Origin of the sequence: Bordetella sp. H567 (assembly GCF_001704295.1) — a bacterium.
In the GTDB taxonomy this organism is placed as follows: Bacteria; Pseudomonadota; Gammaproteobacteria; order Burkholderiales; family Burkholderiaceae_B; genus Bordetella_C.
Map to the genome: position 1 here is coordinate 5130601 of NZ_CP012334.1, position 18766 is coordinate 5149366.

17 protein-coding genes are annotated in these 18766 nt (G+C 67.2%); 6 read left to right on the forward strand and 11 right to left on the reverse strand.

The annotated features are described in order from the left end of the window. Window positions 1-53: 53 nt before the first annotated feature. Genes AKI39_RS23000 through gpmA form a run of 4 tightly spaced genes read right to left on the reverse strand, consistent with a single transcriptional unit; the run spans window position 54 to window position 4642 of the window. A complete protein-coding gene (locus tag AKI39_RS23000) occupies window positions 54-803 on the reverse strand; it encodes a HesA/MoeB/ThiF family protein (RefSeq protein WP_066641279.1) in 750 nt (249 codons plus the stop codon). Continuing rightward, window positions 800-2272 (reverse strand): S41 family peptidase, encoded by a 1473-nt coding sequence (locus AKI39_RS23005; RefSeq protein ID WP_066641281.1) that lies wholly within the window; start codon window positions 2270-2272, stop codon window positions 800-802. The genes AKI39_RS23000 and AKI39_RS23005 overlap by 4 nt, the downstream gene beginning before the upstream one ends. A gap of 33 nt (window positions 2273-2305) precedes the next feature. Further along, window positions 2306-3886, reverse strand: coding sequence for a murein hydrolase activator EnvC family protein (locus tag AKI39_RS23010; RefSeq protein ID WP_066641283.1), 1581 nt, complete (start codon window positions 3884-3886; stop codon window positions 2306-2308). Between the two features lie 3 nt (window positions 3887-3889). Further along, window positions 3890-4642: a 2,3-diphosphoglycerate-dependent phosphoglycerate mutase gene (gene gpmA / locus AKI39_RS23015; protein ID WP_066641284.1), complete on the reverse strand. Its 753-nt coding sequence runs from the start codon at window positions 4640-4642 to the stop codon at window positions 3890-3892. 160 nt (window positions 4643-4802) lie between these two features. On the opposite strand from gpmA, the gene AKI39_RS23020 reads away from it, so the two are divergent. The 5 genes from AKI39_RS23020 (at window position 4803) to AKI39_RS23040 (ending at window position 8274) form a co-directional block, all read left to right on the forward strand. Next, window positions 4803-5225, forward strand: a complete 423-nt coding sequence (locus AKI39_RS23020; protein ID WP_066641285.1) for a rhodanese-like domain-containing protein — start codon at window positions 4803-4805, stop codon at window positions 5223-5225. 59 nt (window positions 5226-5284) lie between these two features. After that, window positions 5285-5539: a glutaredoxin 3 gene (gene grxC / locus AKI39_RS23025; protein ID WP_066641286.1), complete on the forward strand. Its 255-nt coding sequence runs from the start codon at window positions 5285-5287 to the stop codon at window positions 5537-5539. A gap of 75 nt (window positions 5540-5614) precedes the next feature. Further along, entirely contained in the window at window positions 5615-6133 is a 519-nt protein-coding gene (secB, locus tag AKI39_RS23030) for a protein-export chaperone SecB (protein WP_066641287.1), read from the forward strand. Then, on the forward strand, window positions 6117-7220 hold the full coding sequence (locus tag AKI39_RS23035) for an NAD(P)H-dependent glycerol-3-phosphate dehydrogenase (RefSeq protein WP_066641288.1): 1104 nt from the start codon (window positions 6117-6119) through the stop codon (window positions 7218-7220). Before secB ends, AKI39_RS23035 begins: the two co-directional genes overlap by 17 nt. Window positions 7221-7302: 82 nt before the next feature. Further along, the gene (locus AKI39_RS23040) at window positions 7303-8274 is read left to right on the forward strand and encodes a Bug family tripartite tricarboxylate transporter substrate binding protein (RefSeq protein ID WP_443103676.1); all 972 of its coding nucleotides are present in this window, start codon (window positions 7303-7305) and stop codon (window positions 8272-8274) included. Between the two features lie 36 nt (window positions 8275-8310). Here AKI39_RS23040 and AKI39_RS23045 read toward each other — a convergent pair whose 3' ends face one another. From AKI39_RS23045 to AKI39_RS23055, 3 genes are all read right to left on the reverse strand, one after another. Next, window positions 8311-11076: a hypothetical protein gene (locus tag AKI39_RS23045; protein WP_066641292.1), complete on the reverse strand. Its 2766-nt coding sequence runs from the start codon at window positions 11074-11076 to the stop codon at window positions 8311-8313. A 204-nt stretch (window positions 11077-11280) separates the two neighbouring features. Continuing rightward, window positions 11281-11751 (reverse strand): tRNA (cytidine(34)-2'-O)-methyltransferase, encoded by a 471-nt coding sequence (locus AKI39_RS23050; protein ID WP_066641294.1) that lies wholly within the window; start codon window positions 11749-11751, stop codon window positions 11281-11283. 15 nt (window positions 11752-11766) lie between these two features. Continuing rightward, on the reverse strand, window positions 11767-12324 hold the full coding sequence (locus tag AKI39_RS23055) for a ComF family protein (RefSeq protein WP_235610701.1): 558 nt from the start codon (window positions 12322-12324) through the stop codon (window positions 11767-11769). Between the two features lie 339 nt (window positions 12325-12663). Here AKI39_RS23055 and AKI39_RS23060 point away from each other — a divergent pair, with 339 nt between their 5' ends. Continuing rightward, window positions 12664-13611 (forward strand): methyltransferase domain-containing protein, encoded by a 948-nt coding sequence (locus tag AKI39_RS23060; protein ID WP_066641296.1) that lies wholly within the window; start codon window positions 12664-12666, stop codon window positions 13609-13611. 25 nt (window positions 13612-13636) lie between these two features. Here AKI39_RS23060 and AKI39_RS23065 read toward each other — a convergent pair whose 3' ends face one another. The 4 genes from AKI39_RS23065 to AKI39_RS23080 all read right to left on the reverse strand — a co-directional run bounded on the left by AKI39_RS23065 (window position 13637) and on the right by AKI39_RS23080 (window position 18757). Next, window positions 13637-14884, reverse strand: a complete 1248-nt coding sequence (locus AKI39_RS23065) for a YbdK family carboxylate-amine ligase (protein WP_066641299.1) — start codon at window positions 14882-14884, stop codon at window positions 13637-13639. Between the two features lie 228 nt (window positions 14885-15112). After that, window positions 15113-16540 carry a TrkH family potassium uptake protein gene (locus tag AKI39_RS23070; protein ID WP_443103678.1) on the reverse strand — a complete coding sequence of 476 codons (1428 nt, stop codon included), beginning with the start codon at window positions 16538-16540 and terminating at the stop codon, window positions 15113-15115. 163 nt (window positions 16541-16703) lie between these two features. Continuing rightward, window positions 16704-18083 (reverse strand): Trk system potassium transporter TrkA, encoded by a 1380-nt coding sequence (gene trkA, locus AKI39_RS23075; RefSeq protein ID WP_066641302.1) that lies wholly within the window; start codon window positions 18081-18083, stop codon window positions 16704-16706. Beyond that, entirely contained in the window at window positions 18080-18757 is a 678-nt protein-coding gene (locus AKI39_RS23080) for a response regulator (protein ID WP_066641304.1), read from the reverse strand. The genes trkA and AKI39_RS23080 overlap by 4 nt, the downstream gene beginning before the upstream one ends. Window positions 18758-18766 lie beyond the last annotated feature (9 nt).

Sequence of the window (18766 nt, forward strand, 5' to 3'; positions counted from 1 at the left end):
TCCGCAGGCGTCGCCCCCTTGAGGGGGAAGCGCGCACCGCTTTGGGGGTGGGGCTATCTACCCGCGCACACCGCGCATTCTTCATCGCGCGGCACGTTCAGACTGCGCCACTGCATGGCCAGGCCATCCAGGCATAGCAGGCGCCCCGCGAGTGTTTCGCCTATCCCCGCCAGCACCTTGAGCGCCTCGGCCGCCTGCACGCTGCCGATGATACCCACCAGCGGCGCCAGTACGCCCATGGTGGCGCAATTGGCTTCCTCGACATCGTCGGCTTCGGGAAACAGGCAGTGATAGCACGGCGACGTTTCCCCCCGCAGGTCGAACACGCTGACCTGTCCGTCGAAGCGGATGGCCGCGCCCGAGACCAGGGGCTTGCGATGATGCACGCACGCCCGGTTGATCTGGTGCCGTGTCGCGAAATTGTCGGAGCAATCCAGCACCACGTCCGCGCCGGCGACGGCGGCTTCCAGCGCATCGCCTTGCAGGCGCTGGGCGATGGTATCGACGACGATTTCCGGATTGAAGGCATGCAGGGCGCGGCGGCCCGATTCCACCTTGGGCTGGCCCAGGCTTTCCGTGGTGTGCAGAAGCTGGCGCTGCAGGTTGCTGAGTTCGACGACGTCATCGTCGACCAGCGTGATGTGGCCGACACCGGCGCTGGCCAGATACATGGCTGCGGGGGATCCCAGCCCCCCCGCGCCGACGATCAGCGCACGCGCGGCCAGGAATTTTTCCTGCCCTTCGATACCGAGCTCGTCGAGCAGGATATGGCGCGCGTAACGCAGCAACTGCCGGTCGTTCATTTTGCCTTGGCGGGCTCGACTCCGGACGGCGTGATGGTCATGCGTTCGGTGGCCGAGTCCGCGGCGGGGCGGGCGGCGGCCTGCGGGCCGCCGGCCTTGTCGTTGGATGCCGTTTTGGGCACCGCTTTCTGGATCGGCTTGCCATCCAGCAGGTTCACCGCCTGCTTCAGCTGGAAGTCTTCCTTGCCGCCGAATTCGAAGGTCTTGGGCAGTTCGATGTTGGCCGGATCGTTCGCTGATTTCACCTCGCCGTTCGGCGCCTGCTGATTGGCCAGGTGGCGCTGCAGGTCGGCTTCGCGCGGCAGGCGGAACAGGTCTCCCGTGGCGGTGTCCGCAACCACGTAGTCCGGCTCGATGCCCGTGGCCTGGATGGAGCGGCCGTTGGGCGTGAAATAGCGCGAGGTGGTCAGCTTGATGGCCGTATCCTCGCTCAAGGGCAGGATGACCTGGACCGAGCCCTTGCCGAAGGTGCGGTTGCCCATCACCTTGGCGCGCTTGTGGTCCTGCAGCGCGCCCGCGACGATTTCCGAGGCCGATGCGGAACCCACGTTCACCAGCACGACCATGGGAACGGTCTTGACCCAGCCCGGCAGGCCGGACAGGTAGTTGCCTTCGCCACGCGCGTACTCGGCCGGCGTGCCCAGGTACTTGTGACGCGCGTCCGGCGTGCGGCCGTCGGTGGAGACCACCAGGGAGTCCGCCGGCAGGAAGGCCGCAGCCACGCCGATGGCGCTGGTCAGCAGGCCGCCTGGATCGTTGCGCAGATCGAGGACCAGCGCGCGCGGCGGCTGCTTCGCGCCCAGTTCGGCGAGCTGGCGCGCCATGTCGGCGCCCGTTTTTTCCTGGAACTGCGCGATGCGCACGTAGCCGACGTTGCCGTCCAGCATCTTGCTGCGCACGCTGCGCACCTTGATGACGTCGCGCACGATGCGCAGCACGATGGGCTGCGGATGGTCCGCGCGCATGACGGTCAGCGTGATCGGCGTCTTGGGCGCGCCGCGCATCAACTTGACCGCGTCGTTCAGCGACATGCCCTTGGTGGGTGTGTCGTTGATCTTGGTGATGAGATCGCCCGCCATGACGCCGGCGCGCGCGGCCGGCGTATCCTCGATGGGCGAAATGACCTTCACATAGCCGTCCTCGGCGCCGACCTCGATGCCCAGGCCGCCGAATTCGCCTTGCGTGGCGGTCTGCATATCGCGATAGGCATCGGCATCCAGATACGCGGAGTGCGGATCCAGGCCCGACACCATGCCGGATATGGCGTTATCGATCAGCGTCTTGTCGTCGACAGGCTCGACGTAGTTATTCTTGATGGCGCCGAAAACGCTGGTGAATTGGCGCAGTTCGTCCAGGGGCAAGGGGCTGCCGCCACGCTGCGCGACCGCGGTCACGCCGACGCTGAGCAAAACCCCGGCGACCACGCCGATCGACACCAGGCCGAAACTACGAAACTTGCGAGTGCTCATGCACACTTCCTGAATTGGTTTAGCCAAACGCTTCTACTGGGCCAACCACTGGGCTGGGTCCACCGGCGCGCCGCCATGACGAATTTCAAAGTATAGGCCCGATTCCACCTGGCCGCCTGTCGCACCGGCCGAGGCGATAGTGTCCCCCGCCGCGACGTGATCGCCGACCTGCTTGAGCAGGGATTGGTTATAGGCATACACCGTCATATATTGCTGACCGTGATCCACGATGATGAGGTTGCCGAAGCCGCGCAGCCAATTGGCGTAAACCACGGTACCGGGGGCGACGGCATGCACGGGCGTGCCTTCGGGCACGCGCAGCACGATGCCGCGCCACACACCGCCGTCCGGACGGCCCAGGCCGAAACGGCCCTGGACGGTCGCGCCCTGCACCGGCACGGGCAGCCCCTGGCGCAAACCGCGGCCAGCCGGCGGTTGCGGGCGCGCCGCGGCGGTTTGCGGGGCGCTCGCGGGTTCAGGTGGCTTTAAGCCTTCTATATTGCCGCGCGCCACGGGCAGGCCGGCCTGCGCGGCGCGGCGCGCGGCGGCCTCCGCATCGTCGGCCTGCTTGGCCGCGGCCGCGGCCTGCTTGTCGGCCGCGGCGGCTGCCTCGGCATCCCGCCGGGCCGCGGTTTCGACTTGTTCGCGGGCTTGGCTCGCCTCCTTGGCCTCTTGCGCGCGGCGCGCGGCCTCGGCCGCCTTGCGCGCATCGTCGGCGCGCCTGCGCGCTTCTTCCGCCTTGCGGCGCGCTTCTTCCAGCGCCTGCCGCCGCGCTTCCTCGGCCTTGCGGGCGGCTTCCGCTTCCGCCTTGCGCCGGGCCTCCTCCGCCTTGCGGCGGGCTTCTTCCGCCTTGCGCGCTTCCTCGGCCTGTTTTTCGATGGCGGCCTGCAGGTCGTCGATCAGGCGGGTCATGCGCTGATCGTCGCGGCCCAATTTCACGGCTTCTTCACGCTGCGCGTTGATCTGTCCTTCCAGTCGCGCCAGCACGCTGGCGCGCTCCTTTTGCTGCGCTACCAGTTGCGCCTTCTGGTCGGCGGTTTCCTTGACGACCTGCGCGATTTCCTGTCGCCGCGCATCGGCCTGGCCTTGCAGGCGGGCAAGCTCGTCCAGGTCGCGTCGCAGCGCCTGCACCGCTTCGGCCCGCGCCTGGGAGACGTAGCCCAGGTAGGCGAGGTTGCGCCCCAGCTGCTGCGGATCGTCGCCGGAAAGCAAGGCGGTCCAGGGCGACAGGCCGCTGGTGTACTGGGCGCGCAATTGGCGGGCGAGTTCTTCGCGGCGCTGGGCCAGCACGGCCTGCTGCGCCGTCATCTGGCGCTCCAGGCCGGCCAGGTCGGCTTCGGCCTGCTTGCTCTGCACGGCCAGTTCGGCCAGGCGCCGGTTGATCTGGGAGATGGCGGTTTCGGATTGGCGCAGGGCATCGGCGGCTTCCTTGCGCGCCGATTCGCGTTCATCGATGGTTTTCTGCAGCGACTGTATGCGCTCACGCAGCGCGGATTGCTGGCGCTGCGCCTCGGTCTGCTTTTCGGCGAGATCCGCCGGCGCCGCGCATACGCCGCCGGCGGCCAGCGCCAGCGTCAGCGCGGCTGCCCTCCACCCCCTTGCCGCCAGCTGCATCGATCAGGCCTTTTTCGCCTTGCCCTGGGCGGCCACGGCCGCCATGGCGGCCTCGATTTCAGCGGGGTCGCCCAGGTAGTAGTGGCGCTGCGGGCGCAAATCGTCGTCCAGCTCATACACCAGCGGCTGGCCGGTGGGAATGTTCAGCCCGACGATATCGTCGTCGGAAATACCATCCAGGTGCTTGATCAAGGCGCGCAGGCTGTTGCCGTGGGCGGAGATCAGCACGCGGCGGCCGGAACGGATGGCGGGGGCGATGGAGTCGTTCCAGAAAGGCAGAACGCGCGCGACCGTATCCTTCAGGCATTCCGTGGCGGGCAGTTGGTCCGCCGGGATGCGGGCGTAGCGGTTGTCGAAGCGCGGATGGCGCGGATCGTCCAGCGGGATGGCGTCCGGCGCGATGGCGTAGGCGCGGCGCCAGATCAATACCTGCTCGTCGCCGAACTTGGCCGCGGTCTCGGCCTTGTTCAGGCCTTGCAAGGCGCCGTAATGCCGCTCGTTCAGGCGCCAGCTGTTCCCGACGGGGGTATACATGGCGTCCATGGCATCCAGGGCGATCCAGAGCGTGCGGATGGCACGCTTCAGGACGGAGGTGTAGGCCAGGTCGAAGGTATAGCCCTCGCGCTTGAGGAGTTCGCCGGCGGCGCGCGCCTGTTCACGGCCGGTATCCGTGAGGTCCACGTCGGTCCAGCCGGTGAAGCGGTTTTCCAGGTTCCACTGGCTTTCGCCATGGCGCATCAGAACGAGTTTGTGCATAGTGCGGGTCGCTTGAAACGGAGTTGAAAGATGCCGGGATGGCATCATTTTATAATTGCAAGGTTATGCCCCTTCCGGACCCTTGCGTGCGAACGCCCGGACCGGCGGCTCCCGATGGGCGGTTTACCCGCCCATTAACCGTCATATTTCAGGACGTTCCGTGGATTTTCTGCATTTTCTGCTAAGCCAGAACAACATTTTCATCGTCGCCGCAGCGATCGTATCCGGCATCATGCTGGCCATTCCGGCGCTGCGCAAGAGCGGCGGCGGATCAGCCGTCGACACGGCGCAAGCCATCCAGATGGTGAACCAGCGCCAGGCCGTTTGGGTGGACGTGCGGCCCGCCGAACAATACCAGGCGGGGCACATCGCCCAGGCACGGAGCGTGCCGGCCACGGACCTGGAAAAGAAATCCGCGGGTCTGCCCAAGAACAAGCCGCTGGTCGTGGTGTGCGAACACGGCCGCGACGCCAGTCGGGCCGTGGCCAAGCTGAAAGCGCAGGGCTTCGCCGAAGTGGTGGCCCTGCAAGGCGGCATGAAGGCCTGGAGCCAGGCGGGCCTGCCCGTCACCCAGAAGGCCTGAGCAGGCCCGCCGCGCGCCAGCACCCGCTTCGTCCGTTTTCAACGTAGAGAACCGCCACGATGAAAAAAGTCCTGATGTACAGCACCGCCGTCTGTCCGTATTGCATCCGCGCCGAAGCCCTGCTGAAGCAGCGCGGCGTTGCCGAGATCGAAAAAATCCGTGTGGACCTCGATCCCTCCCAGCGCGACGTGATGATCCAGCGCACGGGGCGCCGCACGGTGCCGCAGATCTATATCGGCGATACCCATGTGGGCGGATACGACGACCTGGCGGCGCTGGACCGTGCCGACAAGCTCGTCCCCCTGCTGGGCTGAATTTCCAGCGCCGTCCCGGCGGACGGCGCACCCTTTGCCTGACCAGGCTTTACCCCCTACCTTTCCGGAATTCTCATGGCTGATCAAACCAACCAGCAAGCGGGCGACGACGCTCCGTCGTTCAATCTGCAGCGCGTCTACCTGAAGGACCTGTCGCTGGAAATGCCCAATGCGCCGCACGTATTCCTGGAACAGGAGACGCCCCAGGTCGAAGTCAACATCAACGTGGGCGGCCAGCGCCTGACCGAAACCCTGTTCGAATCCACCGTCACCGTCACCGTCACGACGCGCATCGCCGACAAGGTGCTTTACCTGGTGGAAGGCACGCAGGCCGGTATTTTCGAACTGGCGAATATCCCGGCCGAACAGCTGGACCCGCTGCTGGGCATCGTTTGCCCCACCATGGTCTACCCCTACCTGCGCGCCAACATCGCCGACGCCATTACGCGCACGTCGCTGCCCGCGCTGCATCTGGCCGAGGTGAACTTCCAGGCCTTGTACGAGCAGCGCATCGCGGAACTGCAGCAGCAGCAATCGCAGCAATCCGGCAATGACTCCGGCATCATCCTGCCGCCCAATGTCACCCGCCAATAACAGCCACGAAACGCAGCCTCCTTCCGCGGCCCGGCTTGCCCCGCCGCGGGTCGCAGTGCTGGGCGCCGGCAGTTGGGGAACGGCGCTGGCGGCGGTGGCCGCGCGCCGCCGTCCCACATTGCTGTGGGCGCGCCAGGCCGCGCAAGCCGACGCCATGCGCGCGACACACGAAAACGCCCGGTATCTTCCGGGCGTTTCTTTGCCGCCCTCCTTGGATATCGACAGCAACCTGGACCAGGCGCTGGCCCGCACGGCTGCGGACGGCGGCGTCCCGCTGCTCATCCTGGGCGTGCCGGTGGCCGGCCTGGATGCCATGTGCCGGGAGCTGGCGCGGCGCCTGCCCTCGCTGGGCTGCGCGGGCTGGCATGTCGTGTGGACCTGCAAGGGCTTCGACGAAGAACAGGGCCGCCTGCCGCATGAGGTCGCGCGCGCGTCGCTGGGCAAGTTGCCCGGCATCAGCGTGGGCGTGTTGTCCGGGCCCAGCTTCGCGCGCGAGGTCGCCCAGGGCTTGCCCGTGGGATTGACGGTCGCCAGCAGCGACGCCGGGCTCTGCGCGGCCGCCACGACCGCCTTGCATGGCGGCGCCGTGCGGGTCTATGCCGGATCCGACATCGTGGGCGTGGAGGTCGGCGGCGCGATGAAGAACATCATTTCCATCGCTTGCGGCGTATCGGACGGCTTGATGCTGGGGACCAACGCCCGCGCGGCGCTGATTACCCGCGGCCTGGCCGAAATGACTCGGCTGGGCATCGCACTGGGCGCACGCGCCGATACGTTTTCCGGCCTGACCGGCCTGGGCGACCTGGTGCTGACCGCCACGGGAGAGCTGTCGCGCAACCGCCGCGTGGGCCTGGAGATCGGCGCCGGCCGCAAGCTGGACGAAATCCTGGCCGGCGGGATGACCGCGGAAGGCGTGCGCGCGGCCCGGTCCGCCCTGGCACGCGCGCGTGCATTGAATGTCGACCTGCCTATCACCGCCGCCGTCTGCGCGGTCCTGTTCGACGGCGTGTCGCCCATGACGGCCGTTTCCACCCTGCTGGCGCGCGACGCCCGCCCGGAAAGCGGCGACTTGCGCGTACCTGATTAGAGCGGTCGCCCGCAGCGGCCGACGCATTTACCCAAAGGAGAAATCGATGTTCCAGTCCGCCCCCCGCCGCCGCGGCACGCGCATGCCCCGGTTGTGGCTGGCCCTGGCCAGTCTTGTGGCCGCCCTGACGGGCGGCGCACCCGCCCATGCGGAATGGCCGGAGCACCCCATAGACCTTATCGTGCCCTTCCCGGCCGGCTCCTCTCCCGACCTGCTGGCCCGCATCGTGTCGGAGCCGCTTTCGCAAGCGCTGGGCAAGCCCATCATCGTGCAGAACAAGCCAGGTGCCGGCGGCAATATCGGCACCCGCCTGGCCGCCGAAGCCAAGCCGGACGGCTATACGATGCTGTTCACGATCAACGGGCCGCTGACGACGGCACCGACGCTGTATCGCAAGACGCTGGGCTACGATCCCTTCACCGATCTGGCGCCCGTCACGCTGGTGGCCACCAGTCCGAATGTGCTGGTGGTGCCCAGCAACCTGCATATCAAGACAGTGGAACAGTTCGTGAAGCTGGCCAAGGAGAAGCCGGGCGCGCTGAACTATGGCTCCGTGGGCCCGGGCAGCGCGTCGCAGCTGGCCATGGAAATGTTCAAGGGCCTGGCCGGGCTGGATATCGCGCATATCCCCTACCCCGGCTTCCCCCAGGTGATCAGCGCCATCATTGCCGGCGACATCCAATCGTCGTTCATGGTGCCGGCGATCGCCATGCCGCAGGCGCGCAATGGCAAGGCAACGGTATTGGCCGTGACCAGCCTGGAACGCGCCGAGACGCTGCCCGACGTGCCCACCATGGCCGAGCAGGGTTACCCCGGCTTCGAAGCGATCTCCTGGGACGCCATCCTGGTACCGGCGGGCACGCCCAGCGGTATCGTGGACCGCTTGAACAGCGAACTGGCGCGCATCATCAGCAGCGACAAGGTGCGCGAGCAGATGGCAGTGCAGTACTTCACGCCGGCGCCGTCGTCGCCGGAGCAGTTGAGCACTCGCATGCGCGATGAAAAAGCACGTTGGGACGCGGTGATCCAGAAGCTGAATCTGTCGCTGGACTGATCGCGGGGGCCCTCCCCCCGCGATCATGCCCCGCACTCAGGCGGCGCTGGTCGATGGCACGGCGGCGCTTGCGGGCGCGGGGGCCGCCGTCGACGCCGGGGCCTCGTCGGCCTGTCCAGTTTCCGCTGGCGCCGTCGCATCCCGCGAATCCGCATAGCGGTCCATCGGATTGCGTTGCACGAACACCTTGCCGGAGGCGTGCAGGCCTTCCAGGAAGTAGCGGTACAGGAACAGGTTTTCTTCCGCGATCGTGTTTTTCACGGCGTCCGCCTTCAGGAAATCGTCCATGTGGGTTTCGTACCGCGCAAGCCGACCCAGAAGATTCTGCCGCCATTCCGGCCGGATGCGCGCCCATGCGGCATCGTAGGCCGTGAAACTGCCTTCGCTGGGGCTGGACCAGGTGTTGCCGTCGCTCTGGATGATGCCGTCCAGGGCCGCCTTCATGCCCGCGTAGTCCTTGCCGCGATCGCGGCCGAATCGGCTGGCAAGCCTTTCCAGTTGGAACGCGTAGCAGCGCGCTTCAGGCTCGCGTTCAGCGGCGGCGCGCAGCTCCGTCCAGCAACGGCTGGCCGTGCGCTGCCATTGCACGGAGTCCCGCGGCATCGCGCGATACTCGTCCACGAACTTGTTGCGCCACCAGGCTTGCAAACCGGCGAAGGCGGGCAGGCGGGGCGCCCGACGCGTCATGTCTGGGCACGGCTGCTGCAGGTACTTGTACAGGTTCTTGATGGCTGTCGGCGCCAGCCCACCCACCGTATGCGAGAACGCGAGGCGCAGATAATCGTCGCACGCGGTATCGCGGAATTGCCGGGCGCCGAATTCGGCCCGCAGGTCGTCCGCCACATCCAGGAAGTCGCGGTAGGCGCGGCGCACGGTGCGCGGCTCGACGGCATCGTGGGAGAGTAGGTTCACCAGCACGCCCAGGCGTTTGTCGACATGGGCCTGGTGATAAGCGAAGCGCTTCGCTTCCATTTCGGCGGTGCCACTGAAGACGAAATAGCCGCTCCAGAACCGCACCTTGTCCCAGGCGCGCCGTAGTCCGCTACGGGTCTTGCCGGGCAGCGCGCCCTGCAGCTTGTCGAAATCCGCCGGTTCCCGCCAGCCGGCGTTCGTGCGGTCCGCCGGCGACGCCAGGGCCTTGCCTTCCAGGACCACCCGCATTTCCTGCAACAGCCGTTTGTATTGCGGTCCCATGAGTTCCGCATTGTGCGTAATGCGCAGCACGCCATCCATCAGCGCCTGGAACACCGGGGGCTCCCGGCCCGGAATCGCGTCAGGCGCACGCCAGGTGGTGTTGTCCAGCAGCTTGGCACGATCTTCGGGCGTGGCCCGTTCGAAGATCAGACGGGACAGATACTCGGTACGCGCTTCGTTGCCGCGCGTGGACAGGCACATCCCACGCAACAGGCGATGCATGGCATCCTGCGCCTTGACATAGATGTCCGACTGCTCCGGCAAGGGAACTTCATTGGCATGCAGGCCGGTGTCGCTCATGCCCTGGGTGGCATTCGCTTCGATCAGCTCGGTCAATTCGGCAAAGGCGTGCAGGGGTTCGGTCTCGTATCGGCGCACGCGTTCCTCGTCGGTCGCCTGGCGCCAGGCATCCAGCACATCGGCCGACCTGGCGCGATCGGTTTGCACCAGTAGCGTTCCCAGATAGCCGCCGGGCGCCACGGTCCTGCATACGTCGTCGAACGCGTTGTCGGAGAGCTCGTGCAGCGACCGGGAAACGTGACATTTGATGAACTGCTTGATTTCCGCCGACGATGGGCCGATCAGCCCGAGCGCGTCCGACAGATCGGTGATCCAACTGTCCCGGCGCGGGTTGGGCAAACCATCCAGCGTCTTTTTTTCCGCCTGGACGGCACGCCAGTGATCGAGATGCTCGGCTCCGAACGCCTGGACGGCCTGTTGCCACTGCGCCGGATCGGGATGGGCTTCGCGGGCCGTCGCGCGGCCTTGTTCCAGCAAGGCCCGGCATACGCCGATGGCGGTTTTCGGGCTGCCGCCCAGGTCCATGCTGCCGCGCAGCTTGTCCAGCGCACGGCCGATGTTGTCCGCCCGCGCTTCTTCAAGGCCGTGTTCCCACAGCCGTTCGATGGCTTTGGTCGCCTCTTCGGCCGACGCGCCGGAGCCCAGGCCTATCGCTTCCCTGCCCCTTTGCATCGCGGCTTGCAGCATGCCACCCGCATGGCCGCTTTCCTTGCGCGCCTGTCCGAGTGCCAAGGCCGGCAAGGCCTTGCACAGATAAGCGCTATCTTTCTCCAGATGCGATCGTGCCTCCATCCGGCGCGCGCTGGCGGCCCCTGTCAGGCGACCCAGCTTCTTGCGCGCGGCCTTGAGCATGTCGGGCACCTTCTTCAGGCACTTCTTCTCGGCACGCAATTCCTCGATGCCGGCATTGATCTGCTGCCTGGCCTGGATCGCCGCTGGGTCCGCGAAGACGGTGGCGTCTTTCAGGGCCGGCATGTTCTTCAAGGCGGGAGCCAGCGTTTCCAAGGCGCGCACCCCGGCACCGAGGCACGCGTCCTCCAGACGATGGGCGGCCTGTCCGACTTTCTTGCGCACTCTTTTTTTGGCCGTATGGGTCGCATCGACGCACTGGTGCACGACCGCGCGCCCCGCGTTGTACGCATGCCGGAACACATCCGACTTTTTCTTGCCGGGCTTGGCCGCGACCAGCGTGGCGCCATCGTCGCTATTCGAGGAAACGTTATCAGCGCGGCGCGCGGATTCCTGGGCAATAACGGCGCTGGAACCAGCGGCATCGGCGCCACCGTAGGGGCTAACGGAATCAAGCATATGCGGTCCTTCTACTGCAATATGGTCTAGCTATGGGTACGCGCCGACCATAGGCAGTTCCGCGCCAGCGTGCGCACTATCGACGCACCGGCAAAATGGGACTCAACGCTAGCGCCTGTTCCTTCGATCGTTAACAGGCCCCAGGCGAGCGCCGGTGCACGCGCCGGAACTGACATCGCTCATTGCAGGACCCGAGACTGCGCGCTACATGCCGCCTGCGTAACCGGCCTGCCGCCAGGCTTCGAACACCACGACCGCCACGGCGTTGGACAGGTTCAGGCTGCGCTGTCCCGGCCGCATGGGCAGGCGCAAGCGCTGCGCAGGGCCGAAGAGCCGCAATTGCGCTTCCGATAGCCCCGCCGTTTCACAGCCGAAGACGAATACGTCGCCCGGCTGGAACGCCGCGCCGGCGATGGAGCGATCCGTGCGCGTGGTAAGCGCGAACACCCGCTCCGGCGGCGCGGCGATGGCCGCCAGCGCCTCGGGCAGGGTGGCATGCACGCGCACCGGCTGCCATTCGTGATAGTCCAGCCCCGCCCGGCGCAGGCGCGCGTCGTCCAGTTCGAAGCCGAGCGGTTCGACCAGATGCAATTGCGCGCCCGTATTGGCGCACAGGCGTATCGCATTGCCGGTATTGGGCGGGATTTCTGGTGCGACGAGGACGACGTGGAACATGGCGCGGGGACAAGACTAGGGCAGGCGATATTGTGCCAGCGTACCGCCGTCGTCGGCCGGCGCCCGTGCCGCCACCAGGCCGATGATCCGGCCCGCTCCGGCCGCGCGCAGCGCCAGCGCGGCCGCCTGCAGCGTGCTGCCGGTGGTCATGACGTCATCGACCAGCCCGATCGTGCACGGCGGAACGGGCCCGGGACACACGAAGGCGCCCGGCGCGATGCGCAGGCGGCCCTGGCGCGTCAAGCCGCTTTGCTTGGGCCCTTCGCGGCCACGCGCGAGCCAGCGGGGCTGGACGGGCCGGCCCGTACGCTGCCCGAGCGCGCGCGCAAGTTCGGCGGCCGGGTTGAAGCCGCGCCGGCGCAGCGACGCGCGCGACGACGGAATGGGGACCAGCACGGTGTCCGCCGGCAATCCCGCCGTGCCATCGGTGCCGCGCGGCAGGCCCGGCGCACGCAGGATAAGCTCCGCCAGCGGCGCTGCCAGCGCATGGCGCCGCTCCCCCTTGAACCGGGCGATCAGCATGTCGCCGGGCAATTCGTAGTCGAAGCCGGCTGCCACGCCGTGCAGCGCCAAGGGCCGCTGCCCGCAGTCGGGGCACGGCGTTCCGGCCCTGGGCAAGCGCAGGGCGCAACGCGGGCACCGGGGCTGCCCGGGATGCATGGTCGCGACCACATCCGCCAGGCACGCGGCGCACGGCCGGCCGCCGGCGGATGACCCGCCGCACAGGGGGCAATCCGTGGCAATCATGGAACGCATCCGGCATTGCACCGCGTGCCACCACCGCATGGCCCCTCCCGACGCAAATCCCGCACGGCGGCCCGGCCCATCACGGGGCCGCGCAGCGCCATGCGCAATAATGGAAGGCGTATCTCACCACATCCGCGCCGCGGCACCGCCCGCGGCGCGACCTAAATGTCCGACGCCCTGCCCGACCTTCCCATCGTCAGCGCCCACGTGGCCCGCCAGTTCGCCCGCCGAGCCGATCTGCAAGACGCCCAGTTCCTGTACGGCGAAATCGGCCGGCGCATGCTGGAACGCCTGCGGTACATCCGGGTGCAGCCCACGCAACTGCTCGACGCCGGTTGCGGCGCGGGCGCCAGCCTGCCGTTGCTGCGTGAACGCTATCCGGAAGCGGAATACATCGGCCTGGACGCCTGCGCGCCCTTGCTGGAGATCGCGCGCCAACGCCACGGCGCACCGCGCCGCGCGGGCCTGCTGAACCTGGGCCGCCTGGCCGCCAGCCTGGTGGGCGGCGGGGACAAGACCGCGCTGCCGCGGTTCGTCCACGCCGATCTTGCCGAGACCGGCCTGCCGCCGGAGTCGCTGGAGCTGGTGTGGTCCAACCTCGCCTTGCACTGGCATCCCCGGCCCCATGATGCCCTCGCGGAATGGCGCCGCATCCTGAAAGTGAACGGCCTGGCCATGTTCTCCTGCCTGGGCCCAGGCACCTTGCGGGAGTTGCGTCAGGCGGTGGCCGACGCGGGGCTGCGCACGGCGACGCCGGCCTTTGTCGACATGCACGATTTCGGCGACCTGCTGGTGGAAAACGGCTTTGCAGACCCCGTCATGGACCAGGAAACCCTGACGCTGACCTACCAGACGCCGGACCGCCTGCTGGAGGACGTCCGGGCGCTGGGGGGCAACCCAGCGGCCGCCCGCAAGGCCTCCCTGGCGACGCCGGCATGGCGCGAGCGGCTGTGCGGGGCGCTGGAGGCCCAGCGCCGCGCGGACGGCACCATCGCCTTGACGATAGAAGTCGCCTACGGCCACGCTTGGCGGGCAGCCGCCCGCCGCGCCGCACCCGGGGAAACGCACCTGTCCGTCAGCGCGATAGGCGGCCGGCGCCGGCCGGGCGAATAGCCGGGTCCGCGCCGCGGGACCGGGGTCAATGCAGGCGCCGCGGCGCCGTCCCCGGCTCGGCCAAGGTCTGGACGCCCACGCCGCCCAAGGGCTCCGAAGTCGCCCTGACGCGGCGGCGCAGCACGGCGGTGGGATCCGTGCCTGCCATGCCGACCACCCCGATTTCGCCGCGGAAGGCGCCGGTCATGGATTCCACCACGGACGGCAGATCGCGCAGGCGATGGAACTGGGCGCGCAGCCACCGCGCGTCATTGCCCGCACGCAGCGCATCGTCACGCAACGCCGTCAGCATGTCCGTCGTGCCCAGTTCGTCGGCGACGGGCAGCAGGCGTCCGAACAGCGCGCGCAGATGGTCGATCAGCCGCAGCCGCTGCCCTTCGGCCGTGACGTAGCTGCCCTGCAGGCCGAAACGGCAAGCCTGGAAGTGATTGCTGCGGTAGGCCAGCCACAGTCCACCTTCCGGCTGGGGCTCGCGCTGCAGCAGCACCGCCAGCGCCTGGGCGAAGGCCGCCAGCTGGCACGCGCGCTCCACCGTCAGCGGCGTATCGCAGACGCGGATTTCCACCGTGCCGAACTCCGGCTTGGGGCGGATATCCCAATACAGGTCCTTGATGCTTTCCGCCAGGCCCAGGGTACGCAACTGCGCCAGATGGGCCTCGAACCGGTACCAATCCGTGACTTCGGGCGGCATGTGCCCGGCAAGGGGGAAACTGTTGACCGCGTTCAGGCGGCAACACGAAAACAGCGTATCGACGCCCTCGTAATAGGGCGAGGAGGCCGACAAGGCAATGAAGTGCGGCACGTAGGCAGATAGCTGGCGTGTCAGCGTGATGGCCTGGTCGCCGCTCTTGACGCCCAGGTGGATATGCTGGCCGAAGACGGTGAACTGCCGCGCCAGATAGCCGTACATCTCGGCCAGGTACTGGAAGCGCGGGGTGTCCGAGATGGACCGCTCCTGCCATCGCATGAAGGGATGGGCGCCGCCGCCGGCAACGGACACGCCGACGGCGTCGGCGGCTTCGCACAGGGCCGAGCGCATTTCCCGCATTTCGGCGAGCAGGCCCATGGGATGCTCGTGGACGGAGGAATTCAGCTCGATCATGGAACGGGTGATTTCAGGCTTGACCCGGTCCGCGATGGGATGGTCGGCCATTTGCGCCAGCAATTCGTCCGAAGCAGCGGTCAGGTCGAACGTCCGAGGATCGATCAATTGCAGTTCAAGTTCGATTCCCAGGGTGTTGGGGGCGGAAGGGACGAACGGAATCTGTTCCATTTCCTGCTCCTATGTATCTTATGGTGGGGGACGGCGTCAGGCGTACTGAAGGCGGGCGAGAGCCCGGGATGCCTGGTCTGTGACGCGAAGCCCGCAGTTTAGCCGCCCATTGGCGTCATAAGCGGTGAAAATCGTGACATAAATAAGCAACCGCGCGTAACTCGCGTGCTTCTCCCCGGGCAGCGAGTAAGCGAGCGCTCACCCCCTAGGGTTTTTCCGGGGGGCTGCTCACCTCCTCCAGAAAGCCGGCGTAAAAAGCAGTAGCACCGTGAACAATTCCAGCCGGCCTATCAGCATGCCGAAGGTGCATACCCAGACCTGGAAGTCGGTCAGGACCGCGAAGCTTCCCATGGGACCGATGGGGCCCAGGCCCGGCCCGGTATTGTTCACGCTCGCCACCACCGCGCTGAAGGCGGTGACCGGGTCCAGCCCAGACATCAACATCAGGACGGTCAACACGGCAATGGACATGCCGTACATCAGCATGAAGGCCAGCACGGAAGCCATCACGCGGTTATCCACCACCCTGCCGCGCAGCCGTACCGGGCTGACCGCGTGCGGATGCAGCATGGTGACCAGTTCCGTGCGGGCCTGCTTGGCCAGCAGGATCGCGCGGATCATCTTGATGCCGCCGCCGGTGGAGCCCGCCGACGTTGCCACGCCGGACAGCAGCAGCATCGGCAAGGTCGCGTACAACGGCCACTTGGCATAGTCCACGCTCGCGTATCCCGTGGTGGTAATGACGGAAACGGCGTTGAAGACGCCGTAGCGCAGCGCTTCCCCGGGCGTCTGGTAGATGCCGTTGATATAAAGGAGGACGGCTATCGCCAGCGCGGCCCCCAGCGTCAGGACCAGATAGGGGATGGTCTGCGGGCAGTTCCAGTACGGTCGCATGCTGCGTGCATGCCAGGCGCCGAAGTGCGTGGCGAAGTTGATGCCGGCGATCAGCATGAAGACGATCGCCACGATTTCCACGGACAGGGAATCGAAGTGCGCGAAGCCGTCGTCCCAGGTGGAAAAGCCGCCCAGGCCCATGGTGGTCGCCATGTGGCACCAGGCCTCGAACCACGTCAGCCCGGCCAGGCGGTAGGCCAGCAGGCATACCAGCGAAAAGCCGAAATAGACGGCGTACAGCGCCTTGGCGGTGCTGGCGATGCGCGGCGTCAGCTTTTCATCCTTCATGGGGCCCGGCGTCTCGGCACGGAATATCTGGTGGCCGCCGACCCCGAGCAGCGGCAGCACCGCCACGGCCAGGACCAGGATGCCCATGCCGCCCAGCCACACCAGCGTCGCGCGCCACAGGTTGATCGAGGGTGGGAGGCGATCCAGCCCGGTCAGCACGGTCGCGCCCGTGGTGGTCAGGCCCGACATCGCCTCGAAGTAGGCATCCGTGAAGGACAGCGGCGTTCCTGCACGGTGGAAATAGAGCAGCAGCGGCATGGCCGCCAAGGCGGGCAGCACCGTCCAGACCATGGACACCAGCAGGAAGCCGTCGCGCGGACGCAGTTCGGACCGGCGCCGGCGCGTGACCACCCAGAGCAATCCACCGGCCGCCATGGACACCAGGGCCGCCTGGATGAAGGCCTGCAGCCCCGCGTCCCCGGTGTAGAGGGCCAGGCCCAGCGGCAGGATCATGGCCAGGGCGAACAACGCCATGATCAGGCCCAGCAGGTTGAATACGGAAGCCAGCCTGCTCACCCCGGCCCTCCGCGGCATAGGCCCGCGGTGCCGCGCCGGCCGCTCCGGAGCCGGGGCGCCATCCTGGGCGCGCGGCGCCAGGGAGCGATAGAAGGGAACGTAGGCATGGCCAACGGGGCGGTCAGAAGAACGACGCGGAAACCTGGAACAGCTTTTCCACGCGGGCCATCTGGTTGCGGCCCGGCACGAAGACGATGACATGGTCGTCCGGCTGGATGACGGTGTCGGGCTGCGGCATGATGATTTCGTCTTCGCGCACCAGCGCGCCGATGATGGCTCCCTTGGGCAGGCGTAGCTGGCAGACCTGGCGCCCGACCACGCGCGAGGTGCGCCGATCGCCGTGCGCGACGGCTTCCAGTGCCTCGATCACCCCTTGCCGCAAGCGATGCACGGCAACGACGTCGCCACGGCGCACGTGGCGCAGCAGTTCGCTCATCGTGGCATGCGAAGGCGATACCGCGACGTCGATATGGCTACCCTGCATCAATTCGCCGTAGGCCTGCCGGTTGATCAAGGCAATGACGCGGCGCGCCCCAAGCCGCTTGGCCAGCAGCGAGGACATGATGTTGTCTTCGTCGTCACTGGTGAGCGCCAGCCAGGTATCCATATCCTGGATATTCTCGCGTTCCAGCAAGGCTTCGTCGGTGGCATTGCCGTGCAGGACCAGGACGCTGGACGGCAGCTTTTCCGCCAGGGACTGGCAGCGCGCCGCGTCCTGCTCGATGATGCGCACGCTGTAGTTTTCCTCGGCCAGTTCGCTGGCCAGCCGCAAGCCGATGTTGCCGCCGCCGGCAATCATGATGCGCCGGGCGGTTTTTTCGGCCGTCCGCAATTGGCGGACGGCGCGCCGCGCGTGGCGCGTATCGGCCACCACCACGACTTCATCGCCCGGCAGGATGACGGTGCCATGCCCGGCCTGCAGCGGCCGGCCGTGACGCACGATGTCGACAATACGCGCCGAGACGTCCGGCCAGACTTCCGGCAGCGCATCCAGGGAGCGATTGGCCATGGCGCTGCCGCGCCCCACCCGCGCGGTTACCACGCTGACCCGGCCACCCGCGAATTCCACCACCTGCAGGGCTTCGGGAAATTCGATCAAGCTGTGCAGGTAGGTCGTGACGCTGCGCTCGGGGCTGATCAGCGCGTCGATGCAGAAGCCCTCGTCGCCGAGCAGCTCGGGATGTTCGGCGACGTCGGACGAGCGTATGCGGGCAATGCGCCGTGGAATACTGAACATCTGGCGCGCGATGCGGCACGCCACCAGGTTCACCGCATCCGAAGCGGCGCAGGCGATGAACAGATCGGTGTCTTCGGCGCCGGCTTCGCGCAGCACGGAGACCTGCGTGCCGTCGCCATGCAGCCCGCGCAGGTCGCAGCGTTCCTGCAGATCGAGCAGGTTGCGCGCGTCGGTATCGATAACGGTGATGTCGTTTTGCTCCGAGACGAGGTTCTCGGCCACGCTGGTGCCTACCCGTCCCGCCCCAACGATGAGAATCTTCATGTACTGCGCTTGCGCGCGGACTCGATGCCCAACTGCTTAAGCTTGCGGTAGAGATGGGTGCGTTCCAGGCCCGTCTTTTCGGAGACCCGGGTCATGCTATGGCTTTCGCGCACCAGGTGGTATTCGAAATAGATGCGTTCGAAGGCGTCGCGCGCTTCGCGCAGGGGCTGGTCCAGCGAGATGCTGCCCAGCAATCCGTTGGAGCCGGCGGGCGCTTCCACGGAATGGGCCGGCGCGGCGGGAGCGTCCAGTTCATCTTCCAGCGGCACGGCCGCCAGGGATGCCGCCGTGGGCGCGGGCTGCGGCGCGCGGCCGCGCGAGAGCGCTGCGGAAATAGTTTTTAACAACCGCTGCAGCGTAATGGGCTTTTCCAGGAAGTCCAGGGCCCCGATGCGCGTGGCTTCGACCGCCGTGTCTATGGTGGCATGGCCGCTCATCATGATGACGGGCATGTCCAGCAGGCCCTGCGAGCCCCACTCCTTCAGCAGGCTGACACCGTCGGTGTCGGGCATCCAGATATCCAGGAGTACGAGATCTGGGCGCGACCGTAGACGCGCGGCACGGGCCTGGGCCGCGTTTTCGGCCAGTTCAACCGTGTGTCCTTCGTCGTACAAGATTTCTGACAGAAGCTCGCGAATGCCAACTTCGTCATCAACCACCAGAATTCTGGCCATAAGCCCGTC